This window comes from Bradyrhizobium sp. CSA207, assembly GCF_029051685.1.
Lineage (GTDB): Bacteria > Pseudomonadota > Alphaproteobacteria > Rhizobiales > Xanthobacteraceae > Bradyrhizobium.
Map to the genome: position 1 here is coordinate 119,461 of NZ_JAACFT010000014.1, position 24,369 is coordinate 143,829.

Annotated in this window: 15 protein-coding genes; 13 read left to right on the forward strand and 2 right to left on the reverse strand. The window is 58.0% G+C overall.

Features of this window, described 5'->3' with window-relative positions:
- Positions 1-71 precede the first annotated feature (71 nt).
- The gene (locus GWG65_RS17720) at positions 72-359 is read right to left on the reverse strand and encodes a hypothetical protein (protein ID WP_275196833.1); all 288 of its coding nucleotides are present in this window, start codon (positions 357-359) and stop codon (positions 72-74) included.
- A 601-nt stretch (positions 360-960) separates the two neighbouring features.
- On the opposite strand from GWG65_RS17720, the gene GWG65_RS17725 reads away from it, so the two are divergent.
- The 10 genes from GWG65_RS17725 (at position 961) to GWG65_RS17770 (ending at position 17,299) form a co-directional block, all read left to right on the forward strand.
- Entirely contained in the window at positions 961-1,761 is an 801-nt protein-coding gene (locus GWG65_RS17725) for an acetoacetate decarboxylase family protein (RefSeq protein ID WP_275196834.1), read from the forward strand.
- Between the two features lie 133 nt (positions 1,762-1,894).
- Positions 1,895-2,695: an acetoacetate decarboxylase family protein gene (locus tag GWG65_RS17730; RefSeq protein ID WP_275196835.1), complete on the forward strand. Its 801-nt coding sequence runs from the start codon at positions 1,895-1,897 to the stop codon at positions 2,693-2,695.
- A gap of 130 nt (positions 2,696-2,825) precedes the next feature.
- The gene (gene poxB / locus GWG65_RS17735) at positions 2,826-4,547 is read left to right on the forward strand and encodes a ubiquinone-dependent pyruvate dehydrogenase (protein WP_275196836.1); all 1,722 of its coding nucleotides are present in this window, start codon (positions 2,826-2,828) and stop codon (positions 4,545-4,547) included.
- 133 nt (positions 4,548-4,680) lie between these two features.
- On the forward strand, positions 4,681-6,648 hold the full coding sequence (locus GWG65_RS17740; protein WP_275196837.1) for an FUSC family protein: 1,968 nt from the start codon (positions 4,681-4,683) through the stop codon (positions 6,646-6,648).
- Complete coding sequence (locus tag GWG65_RS17745) at positions 6,633-7,583, forward strand: HlyD family secretion protein (RefSeq protein ID WP_275196838.1); 951 nt, start codon at positions 6,633-6,635, stop codon at positions 7,581-7,583. The genes GWG65_RS17740 and GWG65_RS17745 overlap by 16 nt, the downstream gene beginning before the upstream one ends.
- 9 nt (positions 7,584-7,592) lie before the next feature.
- Positions 7,593-7,796, forward strand: coding sequence for a DUF1656 domain-containing protein (locus GWG65_RS17750; RefSeq protein WP_275196839.1), 204 nt, complete (start codon positions 7,593-7,595; stop codon positions 7,794-7,796).
- Between the two features lie 241 nt (positions 7,797-8,037).
- Positions 8,038-8,619 (forward strand): AraC family transcriptional regulator, encoded by a 582-nt coding sequence (locus GWG65_RS17755; RefSeq protein WP_275196840.1) that lies wholly within the window; start codon positions 8,038-8,040, stop codon positions 8,617-8,619.
- Positions 8,616-11,462, forward strand: a complete 2,847-nt coding sequence (locus GWG65_RS17760) for a winged helix-turn-helix domain-containing protein (protein WP_275196841.1) — start codon at positions 8,616-8,618, stop codon at positions 11,460-11,462. The genes GWG65_RS17755 and GWG65_RS17760 overlap by 4 nt, the downstream gene beginning before the upstream one ends.
- Positions 11,463-11,583: 121 nt before the next feature.
- The gene (locus GWG65_RS17765; RefSeq protein WP_275196842.1) at positions 11,584-14,490 is read left to right on the forward strand and encodes a winged helix-turn-helix domain-containing protein; all 2,907 of its coding nucleotides are present in this window, start codon (positions 11,584-11,586) and stop codon (positions 14,488-14,490) included.
- Between the two features lie 484 nt (positions 14,491-14,974).
- Positions 14,975-17,299 (forward strand): PAS domain S-box protein, encoded by a 2,325-nt coding sequence (locus GWG65_RS17770; RefSeq protein WP_275196843.1) that lies wholly within the window; start codon positions 14,975-14,977, stop codon positions 17,297-17,299.
- A 115-nt stretch (positions 17,300-17,414) separates the two neighbouring features.
- On the opposite strand, the gene GWG65_RS17775 is transcribed toward GWG65_RS17770, so the two are convergent.
- On the reverse strand, positions 17,415-18,062 hold the full coding sequence (locus tag GWG65_RS17775; protein WP_275196844.1) for a response regulator transcription factor: 648 nt from the start codon (positions 18,060-18,062) through the stop codon (positions 17,415-17,417).
- Positions 18,063-18,643: 581 nt separating this feature from the next.
- Here GWG65_RS17775 and GWG65_RS17780 point away from each other — a divergent pair.
- The 3 genes from GWG65_RS17780 to GWG65_RS17790 all read left to right on the forward strand — a co-directional run bounded on the left by GWG65_RS17780 (position 18,644) and on the right by GWG65_RS17790 (position 24,148).
- The gene (locus tag GWG65_RS17780) at positions 18,644-19,039 is read left to right on the forward strand and encodes a response regulator (RefSeq protein ID WP_275196845.1); all 396 of its coding nucleotides are present in this window, start codon (positions 18,644-18,646) and stop codon (positions 19,037-19,039) included.
- 401 nt (positions 19,040-19,440) lie between these two features.
- Positions 19,441-22,308: a winged helix-turn-helix domain-containing protein gene (locus tag GWG65_RS17785; RefSeq protein WP_275196846.1), complete on the forward strand. Its 2,868-nt coding sequence runs from the start codon at positions 19,441-19,443 to the stop codon at positions 22,306-22,308.
- An 88-nt stretch (positions 22,309-22,396) separates the two neighbouring features.
- On the forward strand, positions 22,397-24,148 hold the full coding sequence (locus GWG65_RS17790; RefSeq protein ID WP_275196847.1) for a thiamine pyrophosphate-dependent enzyme: 1,752 nt from the start codon (positions 22,397-22,399) through the stop codon (positions 24,146-24,148).
- Positions 24,149-24,369 lie beyond the last annotated feature (221 nt).

Here is a 24,369-nt window from a genome sequence, read left to right on the forward strand (position 1 = left end):
GTTGTCGGCGCCGCGCTGTAGCACCACCACCTGTCAAGACAGGATAAGAGCAGGCGAATTCGTCTCAAGCATCAGCCGCGATGATCGCGCCACGCGCTGTCGAGCAGCGCTGTCGCGACATCAACGGTCAGTTTCGGCCAGGCGATAGCGAGTTCGAACGGAGTCGTTGAAGCGATCAATCCGACAAAGCCACTCATCACCATCCATTGGGGGTAGCAATCGATGCAGCAATAGCGTTTTGAGGTGGAAAGATCATGCAAGTACCCCCGTTCCAGCGGTCGCGAACACTCCGTGCAGACAGAGGGCCTGCGCGGCGCCAAGTCGTTCACCAGCATAAACTTCATTTTGTGAACAGACATCTCACCGATCCTTCTATCTCGCGGTGCGTTTGCGAGCTCCGGTGCTTTCGCTCGCGCTGGGTAGCTGCTTCATTCCCGCCTCAAGCGACGCCCTGCATGCATCGCTGAGCTCGGCGTTCTTGTCTTTGAGACAAATCGTTATCTCATCTGCATCGGGGATGAATGCACTGCAAAGTCTGAGCACGTCGGGCGTACACGCCATGCGTTGTTCTAGTGTGCCTTGTGAGAAGGAGGGAGACGTCGTCGCGGACAGTAGGGCCAGCGAGACGCACCACTGCAGCGAGGACCTTAGCCGAAGTATCATCCCAATATTCTGGCGTTCTACATTCATTAGAGGACCTGCCATTGGTAATCGATCACGGCAAAAACAAATACGCTCTCGCCGAGGCCCATGCTTGTAGCAAAGCGTCAGCCTTTGGAGCTTTCGACCTCTCTGCAGTCCTTCCGCTTCCCAAAAGCGTGAGTGCGGCCATCAACATCGGGGGTGCACAAACCACCAAGTCACCGCACGTCTGTCCAAGCGTTGGGAACGACAACAACACTAACGTTGCACGTTCAAGTGACGAACGGCCAATACGCAATTGGTGGTGGGGACGAGGAAATGCTCAAAGGATTCACCGCCCCTCGGTCCCCTTTGGGCGCCGCTGCATTGGTCCCTTCGCCGCCCTGGCATTTCGCAGGCGACGTTCTGGCGGTGGAGTTCTGGAATGATCCCGATGTGTCAGTCCATACTCTTCCGACGGGTGTCGAGCTTGACACGAAATGTCCGGGCCACTCTGTTGCACTCTTCACGGACTACCAGTTCACCGCGCAGAACAATGAGTATCTCGATCCTGCCAGATACCAGAGTCGCGGATTCAGCGTCCTCCTCGACGCGATGTGGAAGGGGGCACGAATAGCGTGGTGTCCATATTGTTATGCCGATAACGATGCGGCCTTGATGAGAGGCTGGATCCAGGGATATCCAAAGAAGTTCGGTGCCGTACACCAGACCCGCACTTTTGCCGCCCCGAGCCCGGCCTCGGCGCAACTCGCGCACGATAGCAGGTTCGCCGCCTGCATGTCCGCTCATGACCGGTTGCTGGTGCAAGCCCGCGTCACCTTGCGTGAAAAGGTAGACCGTCTTGTTGGCTTGCTCGATCGCCGGGTAGTGGGACGGCGATATTTTCCGCGGCTCTCCGCGGGCATGCACGATAAGCCCGCCGTGGATGAACTGGTGCGGTGCGTCTCGGACCGCCTCCTGATCACAAACATCTGGAGCGGCGAGGGTGAGCTCAGGTTTCCGGAAGCCTATGGCGAAGAGCTGGAAGTGCTGGGGCCACTGAAGGTGGGGCGCGGATATCGGTTCTCGTTTTCCTATTCGGTCACCGATATCGAGATCCTGGCAAATCTGACCGCCTAGCAAATGGCGCGTGATGCTAACAAGCGCGTTCTCGATTGTGGCAGGAATAAACAAGTCAACGCACTTCAATCAAATCAATTGTGGCTGGAGTCGGTAGCCTGTTTGCTGAAAGAGATGCATCAGGACCACGAGAATGCTAAAGGGCTTTACAGTTCCGAAATCGCCATTCGGCCAGGCCGCTCTAACTCCGCCACCACCTTGGCACTATGCCGGCGACGTTGTTGGAGTCGAGTTCTGGACGGACCCCGACGCGACGGCGGCGACATTGCCGAGTGGTCTTTCCAAAGATCCGAACTCAAACGGTCACGCCGTCATGATGTTTCTGGATTGGCAATTCACGGCCCAGGACGACGAACATCTCGAGCCGGCTCGTTATCAGTATCGCGAAGCGTTTATTTTGGTCGACGCGATGTACCGCGACGTGCCCGTAATGTGGTGTCCGTACATCTATGTAGACAATGACGCTGCGCTGGCGCGCGGTTGGACGCAGGGTTTTCCAAAGAAAATGGGTAGCATTTTCCAGACGCGCTCCTTTGCGGCCTCAGGTCCCGCCGCGGCGCCGGTCGCGTCCGGGGGCCGGTTTGGCGCGAGCCTTTCGGCGCATGGCCAGCGTCTTGCGGAAGCCTGCGTCACCTTGCACAAGCCGGTCGCAAACGGACTGTCTCTCCTCAGCCGACCCACGGTCTTGTTGCGATATTTCCCGAGATTGGCGGCCGGCTACCAGGACAAGCCTGCGGTCAACGAACTGGCGATGTCGATCACCGACAATCTCACCGTCGCCGGCGCATGGATCGGGAAGGGCGAGCTTAACCTTCCGGAAGCGAATGGTGAAGAACTCCATGCGCTCGCGCCGAAAAGGATCGAGTCCGGGTTTCGTTACTCACTTTCTTACTCCGTCAGGGATCTGAAGGTTCTCGAAGACCATAGCTGCTAGGGGGCTGAAAGCACCCCCGCCGTAGCGGCGGAGCGTCGAGTCCCTCGCTCCGCCGAGAGGGTCGCTGCAGCACTCCCGTCCCGTGGAGACCCTCAACGGGAGACGTTCTTGTGATAGGAAAGAAAATTCGATGAGCAGAACTGCATCTGGATATTTGGTCGAAGCTCTCGAGAAGGCTGGCGTGAGGCGTGTCTATGGAGTTGTGGGGGACTCGCTGAACGGCTTTACTGACGCGCTGCGGCGAAGAAAATCCATCGACTGGATTCACATGCGGCATGAGGAGGCCGCGGCTTTTGCGGCGGGCGCTGAAGCTCATCTTACCGGCAGCCTTGCTGTGTGCGCGGGGAGCTGCGGTCCAGGAAACCTTCATCTGATCAACGGCCTGTTCGACTGTCAGCGCAACGGCGTGCCTGTTCTGGCGATCGCGGCCCACATCCCCAGCAGCGAAATCGGGATTGATTATTTCCAGTCAACCCATCCGGAAAACCTGTTCAGGGATTGCAGCCATTATGTCGAGCTGGTTTCCAATCCCAAGCAGCTTCCGCAGATTTTGAAACGTGCAATGCGGGTCGCGATTGCCAAACGTGGTGTTGCAGTCGTTGTGCTGCCCGGCGACGTCGCACTGATGAAGATTGATGACGACGTTCCGGAATGGATAGCACCCACCGCGCCCGTTTTGCGGCCAAGCGAGGCCGATATCGGGCACCTGGCAGACTTTCTCAATAAAGCATCCCGGGTCACCTTGTTCTGCGGCGCTGGGTGTGCAGGCGCCCATGCAGGGGTCATAGAACTTGCCCGCAAACTGAAGGCTCCGATCGTGCATGCCTTTCGCGGCAAGGAGTTTGTCGAATACGACAACCCTTACGACGTGGGAATGACAGGCCTGGTCGGCTTTGCATCCGGCTACGTCGCCATGAAGAATTGCGGTGCGCTCTTGATGCTCGGTACCGACTTCCCATACCGGGCGTTCTATCCGGAGCATGCAAAAATTGCTCAAGTGGATATGCGGCCTGAAGCGCTCGGCAATCGCTGCTCGCTTCATCTAGGCTTGCTCGGCAATGTCAAGGACACGCTCGATGCCGTGCTACCTTCGATCAAGGAGAAGACGGATTCAAGTCATCTCAGCGATGCGCTGATTGATTACCAGAGAACGCGCAGAGACCTCGACGCCTTGGCAGAGAGTGGTCCGGACGGCGACATCATTCATCCCCAATATGTCACCCGCGTGATCAGCGAAGTGGCGGCCGATGATGCGATCTTCACCTGTGATGTCGGAACGCCGATTATCTGGACTGCACGCTATCTCAAGGTCAACGGCAGGCGCCGCATTATTGGATCGTTCAATCACGGATCAATGGCGAATGCGATGCTGCAAGCAATTGGCGCACAGGCGACCTATCCGGAGCGCCAGGTTATCTCAATGTCGGGCGACGGCGGTTTCAGCATGATGATGGGAGACTTCATCACGCTGACCCAGATGGGACTTCCAGTGAAGGTCATCGTCCTCAACAATGGAACGCTCGGCTTTGTCGAGATGGAGATGAAAGCGAACGGATTCCTGGACACGGGCTGTGATCTCAAGAACCCCGACTTTGCCCTGATGGCGGAAGCCATGGGCGTCCGCGGCATCAGGGTTGAAAAGCCGCGGGAGTTGAAGGGCGCCATCGAGGCCGCACTGGCGCACAAGGGACCGGTTCTCGTCGATGTGATGAGTGCGCGGCAGGAGCTTGCCATGCCACCCAGGACCACACTGGATCAAGCCTATCATTTTGGGATGTACATGATGAAGGCCGTTCTCGATGGCCGGGCGACCCAGCTTATCGACCTCGCGAAGGTAAATCTCTCCCGATGACTGCGGGAGGTAGGAGCAGGGACATGATGGGGGGCGAGCTTCTACGGGGTGGTCTAGCGTGGCGCTTTCCCAAGGCATTCCAGTTCATTGCGGAGGTCCAGAGCCGTCCCTTGAGAGCACATGACGTTCGCGCATGGTAATACCGGTTCACATATGGGCCTATGCCTTCAGGATATGGTTGGCGGCCGTAATCGCGCTTTACGTCGCGTTTTGGCTGCAGCTTGGAGGAGCCTCATCGGCAGCCGTTACGGTGGCAATTCTGGCGCAGCCGACGCGCGGCGCGGCGCTTGCCAAGGCAGCCAACAGGATCGCGGCCACACTTATTGGCGCTACCATGTCAGTCGTGATCGCCGGCCTCTTTGCCGGCGAGCGGATCGGAATGCTCGGCGCCTTCATTTGCTGGATATGCATTTGTGTGTTCGTCGCAAGCTACCTCCGCGGCTATCAAGCCTACGCTGCGGTACTGTCCGGCTACACGGTCGCAATCATTACCCTCGTTAACATCGATACTCCGCAGAATGTGTTCACGACGATGACCGACCGAATGGCTGCGATCACGATCGGTATCCTGTGCGTGACCTTGATAAATGACGTCTTCGGATCACCGCCGGTGTGGCGCGGATTGGAGCGCCGAATAAACGATATCTGGGCCGATATTCGAAGTTATGTGCGCATTGTGCTGAGTGGGAACGAGGATAAGTCCGAGCATGCGGGAGAACTCCTTGCACAAATCTCGGGATTGAGAGATCAGGTCGACATCGTCGCTCACGATATGGCGGACGGGCAGCATCGGGCTGCGGGCGCAAGGAGCGCCATGCTCGCGCTCGTCGAGATCGTCCATCAGGTTCGGCTGTTGCGTTTGCTTGCCCACCGAGATCCGTTGGCCGTCACCATCAGAGATCAATGTCTTGCCGTTATCGACGATCACCACTCCGAGGCACCTACCTTCCTGACAGAGCTGCGTGAAACCGAGCTGTCCCGCCCGAATATTGTGGTCGGGGCGGTGTGGCAGCTTCAACAGGCTATCCGCTTCGTGGAATCGAAAAGTCTCCTCGATGACGGACTGCTATCTTTGCGCGAAGGACTTGAGCCCGCGCGTGACATACGCCTGCCGCATCGCGGGGAATTTGCAGTTGCGTTGGGCAACGCAACGCGCATCGGAATTGCTCTAGTCGCCGGAGCGACATTTCTCTTGTTTGCCGGCTGGCCCGCATCCGTTGCTGCCCTGACGATTACAGCGATCCTGTGCGCGCTCAGCACCACAATGCCAAGTCCTTCAAAATTCGCGGTAGCGGCTATGCTGAGCTTTGCGCTCGCCTCGGTGAGCGCTGGAATCGTACGCTTCTACGTCCTGACGGAGTCGCAGGACTTCGTGAGACTTGCCGTTGCAATCGCGCCCGTCGTGTTTTTTGGCTGTTTGCTCAGTGTCCGTCCTGCGATTGGCGGCATCGGTCTGATCATGAATATCATATTCCTGGTCCTGCTCGCGCCGTCCAACCCTCAGGTCTACAACCCGCTCACTTTCTATTCCGAATGCGTGTTCGTCGCTTTCGCCCTCGGGGTGGTGTTTCTGGCCTCCCGCCTGGTGTGGCCGGTGTCCGCGCTCGACAAGCAGCATGCGGTCGTCAAAGCGACACAGGAAAGCTTGACGACATCCGTTTCGGGCACCGAGTGCAGCCTGCCAGCGCTGGAGTGTGATTTGGCGTCCCGGATCGCCGACTACGTCACGTCGGCTGCCGGCGCACGCCGGCCGCGTCGGCAAGTGCTCAAGGCCCTCCTTTCGATCAATGACTTGTCGCTTGCTGCGGCGTCAGCGCACCTTCATTTGGTGCAGAGCTCGGACGACCCGGCAATCGGTTCGAGGATTGGTCAATTGCAACGTGCTCTCTGGTCCGGCAACAGCCGAAGACTTTTCGCTGGCGCCAGGTCGGTTCTCCGACGGATGCGCGGGAGTCAAATCGAGGCACGCGAGGCGCTTCTGGCGGCGGCGACGGATCTCTGGACGGCAGGCCTGGTGCTTGCGCACGAGCAGCGCAGGATCCGGCACTTCTGTGACCATGGCTCGGTCAGGAAAGGAGATGTTCCATGGTCGTTGCACTGAAGACGAGAAGGCGGGCTGCGCTCAAGGCGTTCCGTTATGTTGCCACCGGCGTACTTGTGGTCGCGGCGCTTGTTGTCGCACGACATGGCTGGCGGATTTACATGACATCTCCGTGGACGCGCGATGGTATGGTCCGTGTGCAGGTCGCAAACGTTGCACCACAGATATCGGGGCAGATTGTTGAGGTGCGAACACACGACAACCAGCATGTTCACAAGGGAGATGTGCTCTACGTCATCGAAAAGTTTGATTTCGAAGTGGCGCTGGACAATGCCAAGGCGACCATCTTGACCCGAGAGGCCGACCTCGCAGTCAAGAAGGCGCAGAACGCCCGGCGCGCGATTCTTACGACGCTGTCGACCTCGATTGAGGAGAAGCAGGTGTTCGACGGCAACGCGAAAATGGCGGAAGCCGCGCTTGCGAGCGCCAAGGCAGGGCTCTCGCAGGCCGACATCAATCTTCAAAGGACGGAGGTGCGGTCTCCCGTCGACGGCTACGTCACAAACCTCCTGATGCGCGTGGGAGACTTTGCTCGAGCCGGTACGCCAAACTTGTCGGTGATCGACGAGCATTCTTACTGGATCGATGCCTATTTTGAGGAGACAAAACTCGCCAACATCCATGTCGGCGATCCAGTTGAAGCGACGCTGTTGGGTTTTCAAGAGCTGATCAGGGGGCAGATCGAGAGCATCACGGGCGGCATCAGTGCTGCGAACGCGGCAAGCAGCACACAAGGGCTTCCAAACGTCGACCCGATCTTTACTTGGGTTCGGCTTGCGCAACGAATTCCGGTGCGTGTCAGGATCGAACAAGTCCCGCCGGAGGTACCGCTCGTTGCGGGAATGACCTGCAGCGTCTCGGTTGTCGGAGGAGAGGGAATGCCGGCGGCCAGGCGCGACCGGGGGCTCTTCTATCGGCTGGAAAATCTACTTTAGGGAAATTCGATGGGCGCACCAAGGGATATTGATTTGGGAGGCATCCTGGTGGATCCCTTTGTGCGATATCTGTTTTTCGCGTTGGTGATTCTGATAGCCGTCCGATTTGTTGTCGGTCGCCTCGGATTGAGATCAATGTTCGCGAATCCTCCGCTCGCGGAGGCGGCCCTGTACGTCTGCATCCTCGCTTCCCTTGTAGCGCGTTGGATCTGAGCCAGCCTAAGGCGTTCCGGACAGCTCTTGTTGTCGGCGATCGGTCCGCGCCTGGGGCCCCGTCGCGCCGGCAACGAATTGAAAATAAACAGTATTTTATTCGATCCGAGCGTTTGCTCATGGAAAGGGCATTTGCCCATCTTTAACAGTTCAGAACGCTACTTAACAAGCCAAGGCGGGCTCCTTGCTGCACTCTCTCGCCGACCCGAAGCCTCGGATAGAGTTCGTCGAGGGAGTGATCATGGAAGGACTTCAAATCGGACCCGACCCTTCTCTGGCAGCCGACCAGCAGTTCCACCTTGTTGCGAACAGCCTGGCCCAGTTGCTTGAAACCGCGACGCGAGAGTTCGCGCGTGATCGGGAGGCGGCCAAGGCGTCGTTGGTCACAGCATCGCATATCCTGCAAGCGGAGATTGAACGCTGTTCAGGCGCTAACGGCTCCGCAATAGGCGGTCTGGCGGCCTGGCAGGTCGCTCGCGTGCGAGCTTACGTTGACAGCAATTTACACCGCACCATTCACATCCGGGATCTCAGTGCGGTCGCGCGTCGAAGCAAGGCGCACTTCTCTCGGAAATTCAAACTGGCTGTCGGCGAGTCGCCGCATGCCTACGTGGTGAAAAGGCGTCTCGAGAGGGCCTGCCATCTGATGATGACCAACGAGGCATCACTGAGCGAAATAGCCTTGAGCGTTGGCTTTTCGGATCAAGCTCATCTATGCAGGCTCTTTAGACAGGCCTTTGGTCAAAGTCCGGCCCGCTGGCGACGCGAGCGTGGAATCCATGGCGAAGCCTCGAGAACCAGCGCGGACGAGAACATCCCATGAGCGGTCAGCAGGGGAAAGTCCTGAGCTTCGGCCCCTTCGAGCTGTCGATCGGAAGCAGGCTTCTGACAAATGGTTCAAAGGTCGTGCCGCTTGGCGCGCGCGCCATGGATCTCCTGATCGTCCTAGTGGAGCAGGCAAACAAGGTCGTCGACAAGAGAGCTCTGATCGAGCTCGTCTGGCCAAAGAGAGGAGCCGAACAGGTCAGCCTGCGCGTCCATATCTCGGCACTACGGAAGGCTTTCGCTCAGAGTGACCCTGGTAGGCGATATATCGCGAACGTGCCCGGGCGGGGATACAGCTTCGTTGTTCCGGTAACGTCACTTTCCTCGTCAACGTCGGGGGATCTCAAGCCATCCTCGAGGTCTCAACTGCCTGCGCGCTTGATGCGGATGCTCGGACGAAGAGAGGCGCTCGCCGCAATCCAGATGAAACTGGCCGAGCAGAAGTTTGTGACGATCGTCGGTCCTGGCGGTATCGGCAAAACCACGGTAGCCGTGGCAGTTGCCCATGAGATGAGCGCTACCTTCAATGGCGAGCTTCATTTCGTCGACCTGAGTGCTCTCAGCGACGCTTGGCTCGTCGCACCAGCCGTGGCCGCGGCACTCGGTGTGTCGGTACAAACAAATAATGTCGTACCAGCCTTGATCGACCGTTTGCAGGATAGGCCAACGCTCATCATTCTCGACTGTTGCGAACACCTTATCGACGGGGCGTCGGCTTTGGCAGAAGAACTGATTCGCCGTGTCCCGACACTGCATTTGCTCGCTACCAGCCGGGAGGCGATGCGTGTTGAAGGTGAGCATGTCTATGAACTCTGCCCGCTTGAATGCCCTCCTGAAGACAGCAGCGTGTCGGCACACGATGTCCTGCAATATCCCGCGGTCCAACTGCTGGTCGACCGTGTGCGCGCCGTGCGAGGTGCCTTCGAGTTGGTCGATGCAGATGCGCCGATTGCCGCGGGAATGTGTCGGCGGCTTGATGGAATTCCACTGGCGATCGAACTCGCAGCCGGCAGGGTTGACATATTTGGTCTCAGCAAGACCGCGAGCTTGCTCGACGACCGACTAAACCTGTCATGGGTGGGGCGTAGAACGGCTTTGCCGAAGCACCAGACCTTAAACGCCGCGCTGGAGTGGAGCTATGACCTGCTCGGTGAAGCAGAGAAGCGTGTACTGAGCCGGCTCAGTGTTTTTGCCGGCGGATTTACGTTCGAAGCTGCGGTCGCTGTTGTCGCTGACGAGATGATAGATGAAGCACATGTCTCGGATTGCCTTTGGGAGCTTCGTTCGAAGTCGATGATTGCCGCTCGAGGGCAGGAAGGGCGGCTGCGTCTACTCGACACCACTCTTGCTTTTGCTTCACAGCGGCTTGCCAAAAGCGATGAAGGAAACCACTGTCGCCGGCGCCACGCCCTCTACTTCTGCGACTTGTTCAAACAAGGCGCTTCAATGGATATGCCTGAAAGGCTAAGGGCGTTTGGGGGCGAGGTGGACAATCTCAGAGCCGCCCTGAACTGGGCTTTTTCAATCGAGGGTGATGCGAAAATCGGCGTTGAACTTGCTGCCGCCTCGGCAAGCACCTGGATGGCAATGGCCCTTCTTACCGAATGCCGGGAGTGGATGGCGAAAGCCAGCAGTCGACTCGACGATGCGAGTGCCGGCTCAAGGCAAGAAATGATCATTCAGTCCGCACTCGCCAGTTGCATGATGTTCACGGATGGTATGACTGAAGAGTCGTACGCGAACTGGGCGAAAGCTCGCCTTCTTGCCGAGTGCCTCAACGACACCGCATGCCAGCTCGATTCTCTGCTTGTCCTCTGGGCTCACCAGATACGGCTTCCTAGTTATGCCGAGGCGACAGAGTTGGCTGATCGATGCGGCGATGTCGCTGAAGGGACCGGCAATCGTGGCGCGATCGCAACGGCCAACTACATGCGCGGCGTAACATACCACCACGTTGGACGCATGCTGCAGGCCGAAGCTCATTTCGAATTGTCTCTGCATCGCGATGATGAAGCGTCCCGACAATCTCTCATCAAGCGATTCGGCTACGATCGGAAAGTCGATTCCCTGGCGGTATTGGCCAACCTGGCGTGGCTCCTGGGCCGCCCTGATCAGGCGCGACGCCTCAACTTGATGTCGATCGCCGAGGCACGCCAACTCGATCACGCGGTACCGCTCTGCGTGGCGCTCGCCTGGGCAAGCTTCAACACGTACCTGACAACTCCGGACGATCTCGAGACTGAAGCGCTTGCCAACGAGCTTGTCGACCACGCCGCGAAATACGCCGTGGAGAGCTATCACGGCTTCGGCCTCAGCATGCAGGCTCTCTGCAGAGTCAGGCGGGGCGAGGGGGATACAGCTTCGGCGACGCTTTACCGAGGATTGGAGAAGTTGTCGGCGGCGCGCTATGGGGTCTTCAATTGGATCCTGCAAGCAGAGTTTGCAAGGTGTACGGCCGTCGCAGGTCAACCCCGGCAAGGACTAGCAGTCTTCGAACGGGCGAAGATCAATCTTGGCGACACCCAATGGTACGCTCCGGAACTGCGCCGTATCAGGGGCGAATTGGCCCTTGGGAACGACGAGGGACTTGCGGTTGGCAGGCAGTATTTTCTCAGTGCGCTCGAACTATCGGACAGACAAGCGAGCTTGTCGTGGGCGCTCAGGGCCGCGACCAGCCTTGCTATTGCCGAAAAGTCGGACGGGCGAAAGGAGGCCGCGTGGCAGGCCTTACAAGCCATTCACGCGAAATTTCGAGAGGGATTTGATACTCCCGATCTGCGGTTGGCCACGCAGATGCTAGACTGTTCACACTGGCGTGATGGCGCCGTCAATTCGATATAGTGACGGGCTTGTCGCTGAAAGAGGTTTTGGCTAACACTTGATGGGCCGGGGGTATATTTGCACAAGACTGACGACGATGAGCGCAACGACCGAATCATCGACGATCTTGGCGGAATAGCTCATGTCGGTTCAACAAATAGGCCCACAGGGTGCAATCCGGCTTCGGTTTGGCCCATTCGAGCTGAATGTCGCGGAGCGCTCTCTCAAGAAGGCAACCCAGGTCATTCCGCTTGGCGGCAGGGGTTACGACATCCTGATCGCACTTCTCGAAAAGGCCGGTGAGGTTGTCGCGAAGGCCGAACTGATTGCAAAGGCGTGGCCTGACGTAACGGTCGAGGAAGGCAGTCTTCGCGTCCATCTGTCGACACTGCGCAAGGCACTGGGCGACGGTCAGTTCGGTAACAAGTACATCGCGAATGTACAGGGCCAGGGCTATAGCTTTATCGCACCGGTCACGCGTGTTCCCGCGGACCGCGATAGAGATAACTCATCTTCGGGACTGTCCAACCTGCCGCCCGCACTGGGCCGCATGGTCGGTCGCGACGCCGTTGTTCTTGAAATTCAAGTCAGGCTCCAGACGGAACGTCTGATTACGATTCTGGGTGCGGGCGGCATAGGCAAAACGACGGTTGCTCTGGCCGTCGGACACAGGGTGCTGGCGGATTTCTCCGGTGCGGTTTTCTTTGTCGATCTTTCGACAGTTAGAGACAAGGAGCAGGTCATAGGCGCCATCGCTTCTGCGATCGGGCTCGACCCGCAGTTAGTCGATCCAAAGGAAGCGGTGCTTGAGTTTCTGCGCCCTCGCAGGCTGCTTATCATTCTTGATAGTTGCGAGCATCTGATCGAGAAAACCGCTGAGATCGCAGACTATGTTTTCCAAAATGCCCCCGACGCCTACGTACTTGCGACCAGCAGGGAGGCACTGCACGTCCCTGGTGAACGCGTACTCCGTCTTTGTCCACTGGATTGCCCGCCAGAGCAGCCGGGACTGACTGCGTCAGAGGTGCTTGCCTATCCGGCCGTACGGTTGTTCGCCGAGCGTGTCAGTGCTCGCCGTGGCGACTTTTCGCTCGGTAACGACGAAGCCTTCATGGTTGCCGAGATTTGCCGCAAGCTTGACGGCATTGCACTCGCTATTGAGCTCGCCGCCGGAAGGGCCGCTATCTTCGGCGTCAGGAATATGATGGCAAGACTGGGGTCGCGCCTTGATCTGTTGAAGTTCGGTCGGCGAACCGCAAATCCACGGCATCAAACGCTCATCGCGACGCTGGACTGGAGCCACGACCATCTTTCGGAGATTGAACGAGTCCTCTTGCGACGTGTCGCAATTTTTGTGGGGCACTTCACGCTGGAGGCAGCGCTCGCAGTGGCGGAGGAATTGGGGAAAGACGAGTCCGAGATCGCGGGCGCGTTAGGAAATCTCGTCAATAAATCTCTGATCGGGGTTTGGCCGAGCTCGCGGGGGCCGTGCTACCGGTTGCTTGATACGACGCGTGCCTACGCTTTAGAGAAGTTGGCCGCCAGTGGCGAGCAGGAGTCTATCGCCGAGCGGCACGCGAGCTTCTCGATTCAAATGCTGGAAAGCAACCCGGTCAACCTCTTCGATCTGGAGTCCACGGAAGCGGCAGCCGACGCCGTGCGAGACCATCTCGGGAATATCCGTGCCGCGCTTGAATGGAGCTTTGGTCCCAATGGAGATGACCCCACAGCGATAAGATTGGCTGCCGCGGCTTCGCAGCTACTCCTGGCCATGTCGCTGCTTTTGGAATGCCGAACATGGATGGAGAAGGCGATAGACCGGATGACGCCGGATTGCGATCCTCGGCATCAGATGAAGATTCAGGCGGCTTTGGCTTTGTCGCTTATGTACACCGAAGGGAATAGTGAGAGGGTTCGCGAGGCGTTCCATACAGCGCTGAACTTTGTGCAGCGCCACGAAGATACGCGTCTGCACTTGTCTCTAATTAGCGGCATGTCGATGTATCTTCATGGCATTGTCGACGCGGCAGGAGCGTATGAGCTCGCGCTTCGTAGCGTGGCCGCTGCAGGGAAAACCGGAAGTCCGGACGATGCGGCCATCGCTGATTCCTTGCTGGGGGCAGCATACTGTCTGCGTTCTGACCAACTGCGGGCGCAGGAGCATCTGAAACGCTCATTGCATGGCTTGCCTCACCTCCGACGGTTCAACGCGAGCCAATATCTGTTCGATTTTCGGAGTTCTTCGCTTAGCGTTCTTATCCATTCACTGTTTTTCTCGGGCAATCTCGACCAAGCCGTCCACTACGCCAAAATGAACATTGAGGAGGCCGCAAGGTCAGGGCATTCAATCGGACTGTTTCGGGCGCTCACTCACCCGATGCGGCTCTATTTTTGGATCGGAGATTTAGAGCAGGTCGAACATAGCCTTTCAATGCTCGAGCATACCGCTGAGAGCTATTCGTTGGCGCCAGCTCGTGCGGTCGCTTCGGGGCTTAGGGGCCGCTACTTGGTCCACGTCGGCCGAACGGCGGATGGCGTGCAACTTCTGCAAGAGAGCTTGGAGAAACTTGCAATTCACCGGCACGAAGTCCTGACGAGCGACTTTGTCTCTGAGCTAACGGTTGGCTTGGCGAAGCAAAACGCACGCTCGGAAGCGTTGGCGCTTATCGATCGATCGATTGCTACCGTTGTCAAGGCCAAAAAGCCCCTTCATCTGCCCGCCTTCTTCCTGGCGAAAGGCTCCGCGTTTGCGTCCGGGGACGTGCCCGAGAGTCTCTTGGCAGAGGAGTTTTTCGCGAAGGCGATGATGCAGGCCCGGCAGGAATCAGCGCTGCCGTTCGAATTGCGTGCTGGATTGGAGCTCGCGCGTATCTGGATCGGGCGCGGCGAAGTGCAGGAAGCCCGTGATCTGATCGGTCCTGTCTACAATCGATTCTCCGAAGGTCTCGCAACACCCGATCTCATTTCGGCCAGGCGAATCCTCGACCAGACGAGCGTTCGGGCGCGGCAAGGCGGGCGAAGGATGGCGAAATCGTCGGGCAGAGCGTGAGCTTGAAGCTGTCAAATATGCTGACGGGTGCTTTGGCTTGCGTGCTAATCTCCTGCATGTCCGGTCCCCTCGCCGACCTGACGGTGAACACGATCGAAAGCGCGCCTGTACAATGATCTCCAAGGAGCGGGGGCAAGGATCCAGCGCTTGGTCAACTCGAACATGATCGGCATCTTTAGCGGGAGTTCGCGGGGACGGATCATCGAAGCCAAAGATTCCTCGAGATGCAGGCGATGCAGTAAGATTCTGCAGGACGGACTGCCGCCGCGGTGCGTGGCGCACGTAAGGCCTTGCCGAATTCAAGTAGCAAGCTCAGCGCCGGAGCTGAAAGGTGGTGCTGCATTCGACGAACGGCACGTACTCGGAACGTGCTCTCACGGATGTTTTGCGATAATGTTGTCCAACGCAATGTATCCAGAGCGAAAGAGTTAGCCATAAGGGCCGCTACGGCGCCCGGTCGATGCACAAAACCCGCAGGCAGAACATGACTGTCGACGTTGATGGCAAGAAGGCCGAAGAACAGTCGAGATTCTTGGCTCAGCTGCAAGCCACTCTAAATGTGATTCCGGCGTATGCGTGGTGCGCGGCTCCGTCCGGTGGCCTCACCTTCGTGAATAAACGAACTGCGGATTACCTTGGTCTTCCGAAAGATCATCCCCTACGGTTCGGCATCGACATTGGCGCACAGTGGGACGCCCATATCCCGTTGTTGCATCCCGACGACCACGAAAGATCACGCGAATCCTGGTCAACCTGCCTGCGCACGGGCGAGCCCGCTGAGGAGAGTTTTCGAGTTCGTAACGCCCAAGGAGGCTACCGCTGGTTCCGCAGTCGCGTCGAACCGCTCCGGGCGAGCGATGGAACCCTGCTGCAGTGGGTCGGGGTCAACGTGGATATTGACGATCTTAAGCGCGCTGAGCAATCCCTGCGGGAAAGCGAATACAAGCTCCGTCAACTCATCGAAACAGTACCAGGCCTTATCTGGTCAACGGCGCCCGACGGCGAACCAACCCACCTCAATCAGCGCATATTGGACTATAGCGGCATGCAATTTGAGGACTATTTGCATGGTGGTTGGGAGGCACTCGTTCACCCGGACGATTTTCCAGAGACTGCTAGTGCTTTCTATCACGCAATTCAGACCGGAACTTCGTACCAGGTTGTGCATCGCCTGCGCCGGGCGGACGGCGAGTTTCGTTGGCACCATGTTCGTGGTGAGCCTCTGCGCGATCGGCAGGGACGCATCATCCAGTGGTATGGTCTGTCTGTTGATGTCGATGAAGCCAAGAAGGCCGAAGACCGGCTACGCCGCAGCGAAGCCTATCTGGCGGAAGCACAGAGGTTGAGCCACACTGGTTCCGCGGTCTACACCGAGACGGAAGTTTCCTATTGGTCCGACGAAGCTGCCCGCATCTTTGGGTTTGATCCGCTGCTGGGCATTCCTAGCCGCGAAGCGGTGTGGCAACGGATCCATCCAGACGACCTAGACAGGGTGAACGAAAGCATCGAACACGGAGTGCGCGAAAAGAGAAGCTTTGTGAACGAGTTCAGAATCATGCTTCCCGACGGAACGGTCAAACACGTCGAAGCAACTAACTATCCTGTGTTCACGGCAAGCGGAGAGTTTCTCGAGATTGTCGCCACGGGCATGGACGTGACGGAGCGCAAGCGGGCAGAACATGCTTTGCGGGAACGCGAGGCGAAGATCCAGCGCCTTGTCGATTCCAATATCATCGGAGTTTTCATCTGGGATTTCGACGGTCGCATTCTTGAGGCCAACGACGAATTTCTTCGCATGGTGGGCTATGACCGTGAAGACCTGTGTTTGGGCCGCATAAGGTGGGCGGACCTGACGCCGCCGGACTGGCGCGACCGGAATAACGCTAGGATCGAACAGCAAAAGAGTAGCGGCCGTTTCGAGCCATTCGAAAAAGAATATACGAGAAAGGACGGTAGACGTGTGCCTGTACTAATAGGTGGGGCAACATTTGAGGAGGGCGGTAACCAGGGTGTCGCCTACGTACTTGATCTGACGGCGCGCAAACGGGCGGAGGCAGAAGCTCGCGAAAACGAGCGGCGATACCGTGAGGTACAATTAGAGCTCGAGCATGCCAACCGCGTCGCGACGACGGGCCAGTTGACGGCCTCGATCACCCATGAAGTGAACCAGCCGATCACAGCCGCAGTCACGTACGCGTTAGCCGCTCGACGTTTTCTAAGCGCTGAGCCACCGAACCTCCGCGAGGTGGACGACGCGCTCTCTCTTATTGTCAAGGAGGGGAATCGCGCAGGCGAGGTCGTCGGGCGAATTCGCGCGCTCATTAAGAAGTCGCCCGCACGAAAAGACGCTGTAGAGATCAACGATGCCATCCTCGAGGTTATTGCTCTCACCCGTGCGGAGGCCGCAAACAATAGCGTCTCGGTGCGGACGCAATTAGCGGAGGGCTTGCCGCGTGTCCAGGGAGATCGGGTCCAGCTGCAACAGGTGCTACTTAACTTGATCATCAATGCCATCGAAGCGATGCGCGACGTCGGCGAAGACGAGCGAGAATTGCTCATCAGCACCCGTTCCGAACCGGATGGCGTGTCAGTCGAGGTGCGAGATTCTGGTCCGGGCTTCGTACCGGCGGATCTTGACCGCGTGTTCGAGGCTTTCTACACGACAAAATCGAGCGGTTTGGGACTTGGGCTGTCGATCTGCCGGTCGATTATCGAAGCGCATAACGGGCGATTGTGGGCGAGCCCAAACGCGCCACGTGGCGCTATCTTTCGTTTCATTGCGCCGGCTCATCCGGCCGCCGCATCGTGAGTAGAATGCCGCTTCGGATGGGAAAACAGGACAGACGTCGAGCCTAACAGGCATCCTGATGATCGGTGGTGAGACGCATCGGATCGTTACGGCGGATGCAGGTTGAGCGTTTGCGCTAGGCAACGCGACCCGGGTTATGCGGCTTTGTTGGCGTCAGCTGTAATTGGTCGGCCATGCGTGCCAAGTCAGGCAAGGACGATGCCCGCATCTTGCGCATGACTTGGCCACGATGAACTTTTACCGTGATTTCGCTTACGCCGAGATCGGCTGCGATCTGCTTGTTTAACCGTCCGGTCACCACGAACGCCATGACCTCGCGCTCCCGCGGCGTCAGCGTTTCGAAACGAACTTTTAGCTCTGCGATAGCTCGTTCCTGCTCAAGCCGCGCTTGGTCACGGGCATGACCAAGCTGAATCGCTTCAAGCAAATCCTGCTCTCGGAATGGCTTTGTCAGGAATTCGATCGCGCCACCCTTCATCGCCTGCACCGACATTGGAATGTCACCATGTCCGGTAATGAAGATGATTGGTAACTGCCTTTTGGCACCTGCCAGTTCGCGCTGCAGTTCGAGTCCACTCTGGCCGGGAAGCCGCACATCCAGCACCAAGCAAGCGGGTCCCTCTGGCCGTTGCGCCGCGAGAAATTCGCTCACCGAACCGAACAGGCTGACCCGAAAGCCCGCCGATTGAAGCAGCTTGCCTAATGAACCCCGCACTCCCGGATCATCGTCGATGACCATCACTGTTGGCGGTTGCTCTACCACATGTTCCTCGTTGACATGCGCATTAGCTTTGCCAGTTCACGATGGAGCATAGCGAGATTATCGCGTTGGCGATAGAGGGGAGGACGAGCCCAATTCGGTTCCGCGGATCGCAGCCATCGGCGAACCGGCCGGTTGAAGTCGGCCGGTGTTCTGCGACAGACGCCAGGTGCCACCAAAGTCGGCCCGACTGGCAGCCCAACCTTTGTATAGTGTGCATGCGCCTATTTGGTAACCGACCTCTCCGCCGGATCAATTGTGAGTGCCAACGTGTGCCGTTATGGTCAGGCTCTCCTCCCTCGAGGCCGATCACTCCTGCGGCCTCTCTTGCCCCTCCAGCGCGGTCTACGCTGGAGGGGCCTCTCGCGAGCTAACAGGGGTCAGAGTCAACGAGGGGTCTATGCCCGTGGCGCAGCTTGCTCCATGGACGACCAGATTTCCGGCCACCGAAGTCAATCGTTGAGTTCCTATACATTTGTACAATCGAAACACGTAGCGGTTGTGCCTAGGCTAGATAAGAAAGAGTCGTCACGGACGATATCCGTTGCTCCGTGGAAGCTGCTCGCGGTCACCGGTCTTGCCAAGTGCCAAATAGCCAACCAATAGTTGCCATAGTCGATGACGACCAAGCGGTTGGAAACGCAATCGAAGTTTTGATGCGTTCGGTAGGTTTGGTCGCCCAGGCATTTTCGTCGGGGGAGGAGTTCTTGCGCTCACCCGAACTGAGCCGCACCGGCTGCCTGGTTGTCGACTTCGACATGCCAAAGATGAGTGGCCTTGATCTGCACAACAATTTGTCTCGATCGGGTAAAACGATTCCCACCATACTGATAACTGCCTATCCGAGCGATGAAATTCGTGCTCGCGCACTTCAAGCCGGGGTCATCTGCTATCTGCCCAAGCCGTTCGATGAGAGCGACCTTCTGAATTGTATTCAGTCCGCGCTAGATCGCGCAAAGGGGAATAGAGGCGCGCACTAGTTTGCCATGTCGCGTCAATGGCCAGTAGGCCACAGGTCGCTTCCGCTGGCCACCGGCGTTGCAACTCAATCCACATCGGCATCTCAGAGCGCGCGAACATAAGATCTGTCCGCTATCTGCCGACCGATCCTTGTGCAACCGGCTTCAGCGGCTGGACGCGCAGCGTAGGGCGGGTTGTGCCCGCGCATGCTGCTCGTGCCCGGTCATTGTCGTTGCAGCGGCGCGGCGTCCGGCTTCCTCCGCATTGAGCGCCATCGAGTTATACCAAGGTTTAGTTCGTGCTTTCCAAAGGCATGGGAAAGCCTACGAGCTTCGTAGTAGCCAACTTTACGCGCGCACAGTTGCAGCGTTTGCCGACCGGCGGTAGGCATACTTGGGAAATCCCTCATTTTGGCTGACACATGTCTGGCGCCGCCGTTCATAGGAAGCTGAAGTTCGGCCCTTTCGAACTTTCGATCGGCGAGAGGGTGCTCCGGCGCGACGGGCAGGCGCTTCCCCTCGGGGATCGGGCGCTGGATATTTTGATCTACCTTGCCGACCGCCCGGGTGAAATCATCGCGAAGCAGGAGCTGATTGATCGCGTCTGGTCAGACGTCACCGTGGAGGAGGGGAGCCTCCGGGTCCACGTGGCCGCGATCCGCAAAGCGCTTGGTGATGGCCAATTTGGCAGCCGGTACATCGCAAACATCAAGGGCCGGGGCTATTCGTTTGTCGGCACCGTGGCCCCTCTCGGTGGCGGCACGGAAAGCAGGACCGCCAAGTTCCGGCACCAAGGCAGACTCCCCGTGCGACCGGTCATGCTGATTGGGCGCGAAACGGTCGTCAGCGAGGTTAGCGACAAGCTTCGAAATGAGCGGTTCGTGACACTGCTCGGCCCCGGCGGCATTGGCAAGACGACCGTTGCCTTGGCTGTTGGCCGCGCCGTTGCCGAAGAGTTTGGCGGAGAGGTCTATCTCGCAGACTTGGAAAGCCTTACCGATCCGCAGCATGTCGCGGGGGCTGTCGCGACATCCCTGGGGCTTGCACTCAAATCGAAGGAACCCGGCCTGGAGCTGATCGACCTCGTTCGTTCACGAAAGCTCCTTATCATTCTCGATAGCTGTGAGCATGTGATCGAGGCGATCGCATTGCTCGCCGAGCAACTCTACCAGGAAACGGAGCAGATCTATCTTCTGGCCACGAGTCGCGAATTGCTCAAGGTAGAGGGCGAGCATTGTTGCCGGGTGCTTCCCCTTGATTTTCCACCAGATGACTCAGAGCAAACGGCAAATGCCGTGCTTCGATATCCGGCAGTGCAGTTGTTTGTACGGCGTGTGGCGGCGAAGGCAGGAAGCGTCCTTCTCACCGACGAGGAGGCGCCGTTTGTCGGGGAAATGTGCCGAAATCTCGATGGTATGCCGTTGGCAATTGAGTTGGCAGCGGGGCAGGTGGCCGCACTCGGCCTCAAGAGCACCGCTTCCCGCCTGGTGTCTCGGCCGGAATTGCTGAAACTAAGCCATCGGACGGCAGTTCCCAGACATCGGACCCTCAAGGCGACATTGGATTGGAGCTATGATCTGCTATCTGACGCAGAGAGGATTGTCTTTCGACGCATTGCTCCTTTCGTCGGCCATTTCACCCTGGAGGGCGCGCGGTATGTCGCAGGCAAACTCGGTGAAGACACCGGTGAGATTTTCGACGCGATCGCCGGCCTGGTCGAGAAGTCGTTGATCGTAACTCGGCTTGACGATGGCCAGCAACGGTACCGACTGCTTGACACGACGCGGGCATACGCACTCGGAAAATTGGAGGAGCATGACGAGCTCGATGTGATCTCCGGCCAACACGCGAAATACGTTGCGGAACTTCTCGAATCACAGAGGGAGATGATGCCGTCCTTGCCGAGAGCGAGGAGGACCGCAGCCTATTCCGACCAATTGAGCAGCATCCGTGCGGCGCTCGAATGGAGCTTTGGGCGACGCGGTGACGACGAAATAGCGACGCGATTGGCCGCGGCTTCAGCACAGGTGTTTCTGGAGCTATCACTGCTCATCGAATGCCAAGCGTGGGCGGAACAGGCGATAGCGCGCCTTGGAATTCGAAATCAAAACTCTCGCCGGGCAATGGAAATCTATGCATCGTTATCGTCGGTATTGATGCATACTGAAGGTAGCGATCAAAACGTTCGAGCGTCTTTTTCGCGCGCACTGGAGATTGCGACCAATCTGGGGGACATCGCCTATGAGCTGAGGCTCCTAAGCGGACTCTTTATGTATTCGCATTGGACCATGGATATTCGTGGTGCGACCGACATCGCCGCCCGGAGCAGGGAATTGGCGCTGAAGACGCGGGACTCCGATGACATGGCGCTGGCAGAATCGATGTTGGCCGCCTCCAATCATCTGCTGGGCAATCACATCATCGCACAACAGCATTGCGAGTCCGGTCTCCGCTACTCGCAGTCCGTTCCGCGCTTTCGACCCGGCCAGCACCTGTTTCACTACACTAGCTTCTTGCTCATCGGCATGGCACGGTCTCTGCTGTATAGCGGCTTGCTCGATCGATCACTGGAGTACGCGAAGCTCGCCATAGAGGAAGGTGAAAAGTCGGGGCATCCGGCCACATTTTGCCGATCCCTGGCTCTGATCGTTCCTATCTTTCTGAACATGATGGACACTAGACGGTCGGATCAGTACATCGCCGAATTGAGCGATCTCTCGGCAGCGTACTCCTTGAAACCATACTCCGCCATAGCGACTGGTCTGCGAGGTCAATGGTTGCTTCTTCAAAACAATCTCCTTGATGGAATCTCATTGCTGAAGAGGGCTTTGGAGGAGCTTCACGCTCAGCGTCAAGAAATGCTGAGTATGGATTTCGTCTGCGATCTGGCCGTGGCGCTCACGAAGGTTGGTGGGCAGGAGCAGGCGCTGAGGCTGATCCTGAACGCAATCGATGTCCAGCAGCGCGTCGGAAAATTGCTGCACATGCCCGCCTTGTTCAGGATGAAAGGACTCATCTTGGCGTCTCGATCGGCCGAGCATCATTTCGAAGCGGAAGGGAGCCTGCTGTCCGCAATCGACTGGGCGAAACGCCAGTCTGCCACCCTATTTGAATTGAAGGCCGCGACGGACCTTGCCGAGCTATTGCTGGAACAGAGGCGCGTGCCAGAAGCCTACAAACATCTCAGGGCGGCTCTTGATCGAATGCCAACCGGAATTGTATCCCCCGACCACGAGCGCGCTCTGCAAGTCCTCAATCGACTCCAATCGGGCACCAAGGCTGTCGGCTAAAGCGGAGACTTCGACGGTTGTGCGCTGTCTGCGCAGTCGGGTTCAAATCCTCGCATTCCGATACAAGCCCGAGCCTGAAGACGGGTGCATGTTGTGGCAGGAATGGTCACAGCAGGGTTTGAATACAATGGGCAGGCTGGTCGCGGACATCATTGTCGAAACCTTGCAGAATGCGGGCGTCAAGCATTGCTACGGCATCGTGGGCGACACGCTCAATCTGATCGCCCGCTCACTCGAAAAAAGCGAAATCGAGTGGGTGTCGGTAAGACATGAAGAAGCAGGAGCGTTTGCCGCGCAGGCGGAGGCGCAGGTAGCAGATCGCTTAACGGCAGTCGCTGGCAGCTGCGGTCCCGGTAGTCTGCATTTTATCAACGGGATATTCGAGGCCAATCGGAACCGTGCGCCCGTCATCCTGATCGCAAGTCAAATCGTTCGCGACGAATTGGGCTTCGATTTCATCCAGGAGGTGGACTTCAAGCAGGTCTACAAGGACTGCAGCGTCTTCTGCGACATGATCCATACGCCGGAGCAGGCGCGCCGCAAGACCGTGATCGCCTGCCAAACGGCCCTGGCGAAACGCGGTGTTGCCGTTCTGATCGTGCCGGCGGATATCTCCGCATCCGTCGTGGATGATAATATCCCTTACGCGGTGCATGTCGCCAGGCCGGTCACACGGCCGAGCGACGCCGATCTCGCCGAGATCGCAGAAATCCTCAACAAAAGCGAAAATGTTGTGCTGTACGGCGGATCGGGCTGCCAGGGAGCGCACCAGGAGATTCTCGCGGTTGCCAACAAGCTGAAGGCGCCAATCGCGCACACGTCGCGGGCAAAGGACTTCCTTGAGTTTGACAATCCTTACAACATCGGAATGACCGGGATGCTCGGCAACGAGGCCGGCTACCATGCCCTGCTGGACTGCGATGCGTTGTTGATGCTGGGCGCAGACTTTGCTTGGCGACAATTCTACCCAGACAAGGCAAAGATCGTGCAGGTCGATATTGACCCGACCCATCTGGGACGACGTCATCCGATCACGAAGGGCGTAGTCGGCGATGTCAAGGCGACGATGGCGTCGTTGCTGCCCATGCTGGTTGAGCGCACCGACGACTCGTTCCGAAGCGCATACGTTAAGCGCTATGCGAAGTATCGGGAGTCGGAACGGGCTAAAGTCGCTGTCGGCCACGATGGCAGCATTCCCGGAACCTATCTGACACAGGTGATCAGCCGCCACGCGGCAAAAGATGCGTTGTTCACGGCCGACGACGGTACCCCGGCCGCTTGGGCCTATCGCCATATCGAGGCGAACGGTCAGCGCCGCATTTTCGCAAGCCTGCTTCATGGAACGATGGCCAATGGCATGCCGTCAGCGATCGGGCTCCAAAAAGCAGAACCCGGACGACAAGTTGTGTGCATGGCAGGTGACGGTGGAATTTCGATGCTGTTCGGAGATCTGATGACGGTCGTGCAGCAGGAGTTGCCGATCAAGATTGCCGTCTATGACAACGGCAAGCTTGGTTTTGTGGAGATTGAGCAGAAGGCTGAGGGGATGCTCGATACCTTCACGAAATTGAAGAACCCGAACTTTGCAGGGGTTGCGCGCGCGTTGGGTCTCTGGGGCCAGACGGTTTCGGACGCGGACCAGCTGGAGACCTCGGTCAAGGACTGGCTGGTGCAACCGGGACCAGCACTTCTGCACGTGCACGTCAACCCGATGCAGCTCGTCATGCCGCCATTCATGCAGGTAGAGCCGGCGATCGGAATGGCGCTCTATTCGACTCGCGCCATCCTGCACGGCCGTGGAGGGGACGTCTGGGAAATGGTGAGGGAGAATTTTCTCTAATTGAAGGTGCGATGTGGCAGCGCGTCACCCCCAATCGAGTTGCCGCGCAGCATGCGTGTGGTCAAGCATCACTGCCATGGGCTGACCGCGATTGCTCAACTCGCGGGAGCCATCGGCTGTGCCCGTAGCCAGATATTTTATCGTTGTCGGAAGCACGCTTGTGGTTCTTCTACTGATAGCCGGCTGGTCTTTGCCGGAGCCCCCGCCAAGTTTTTCTGAGC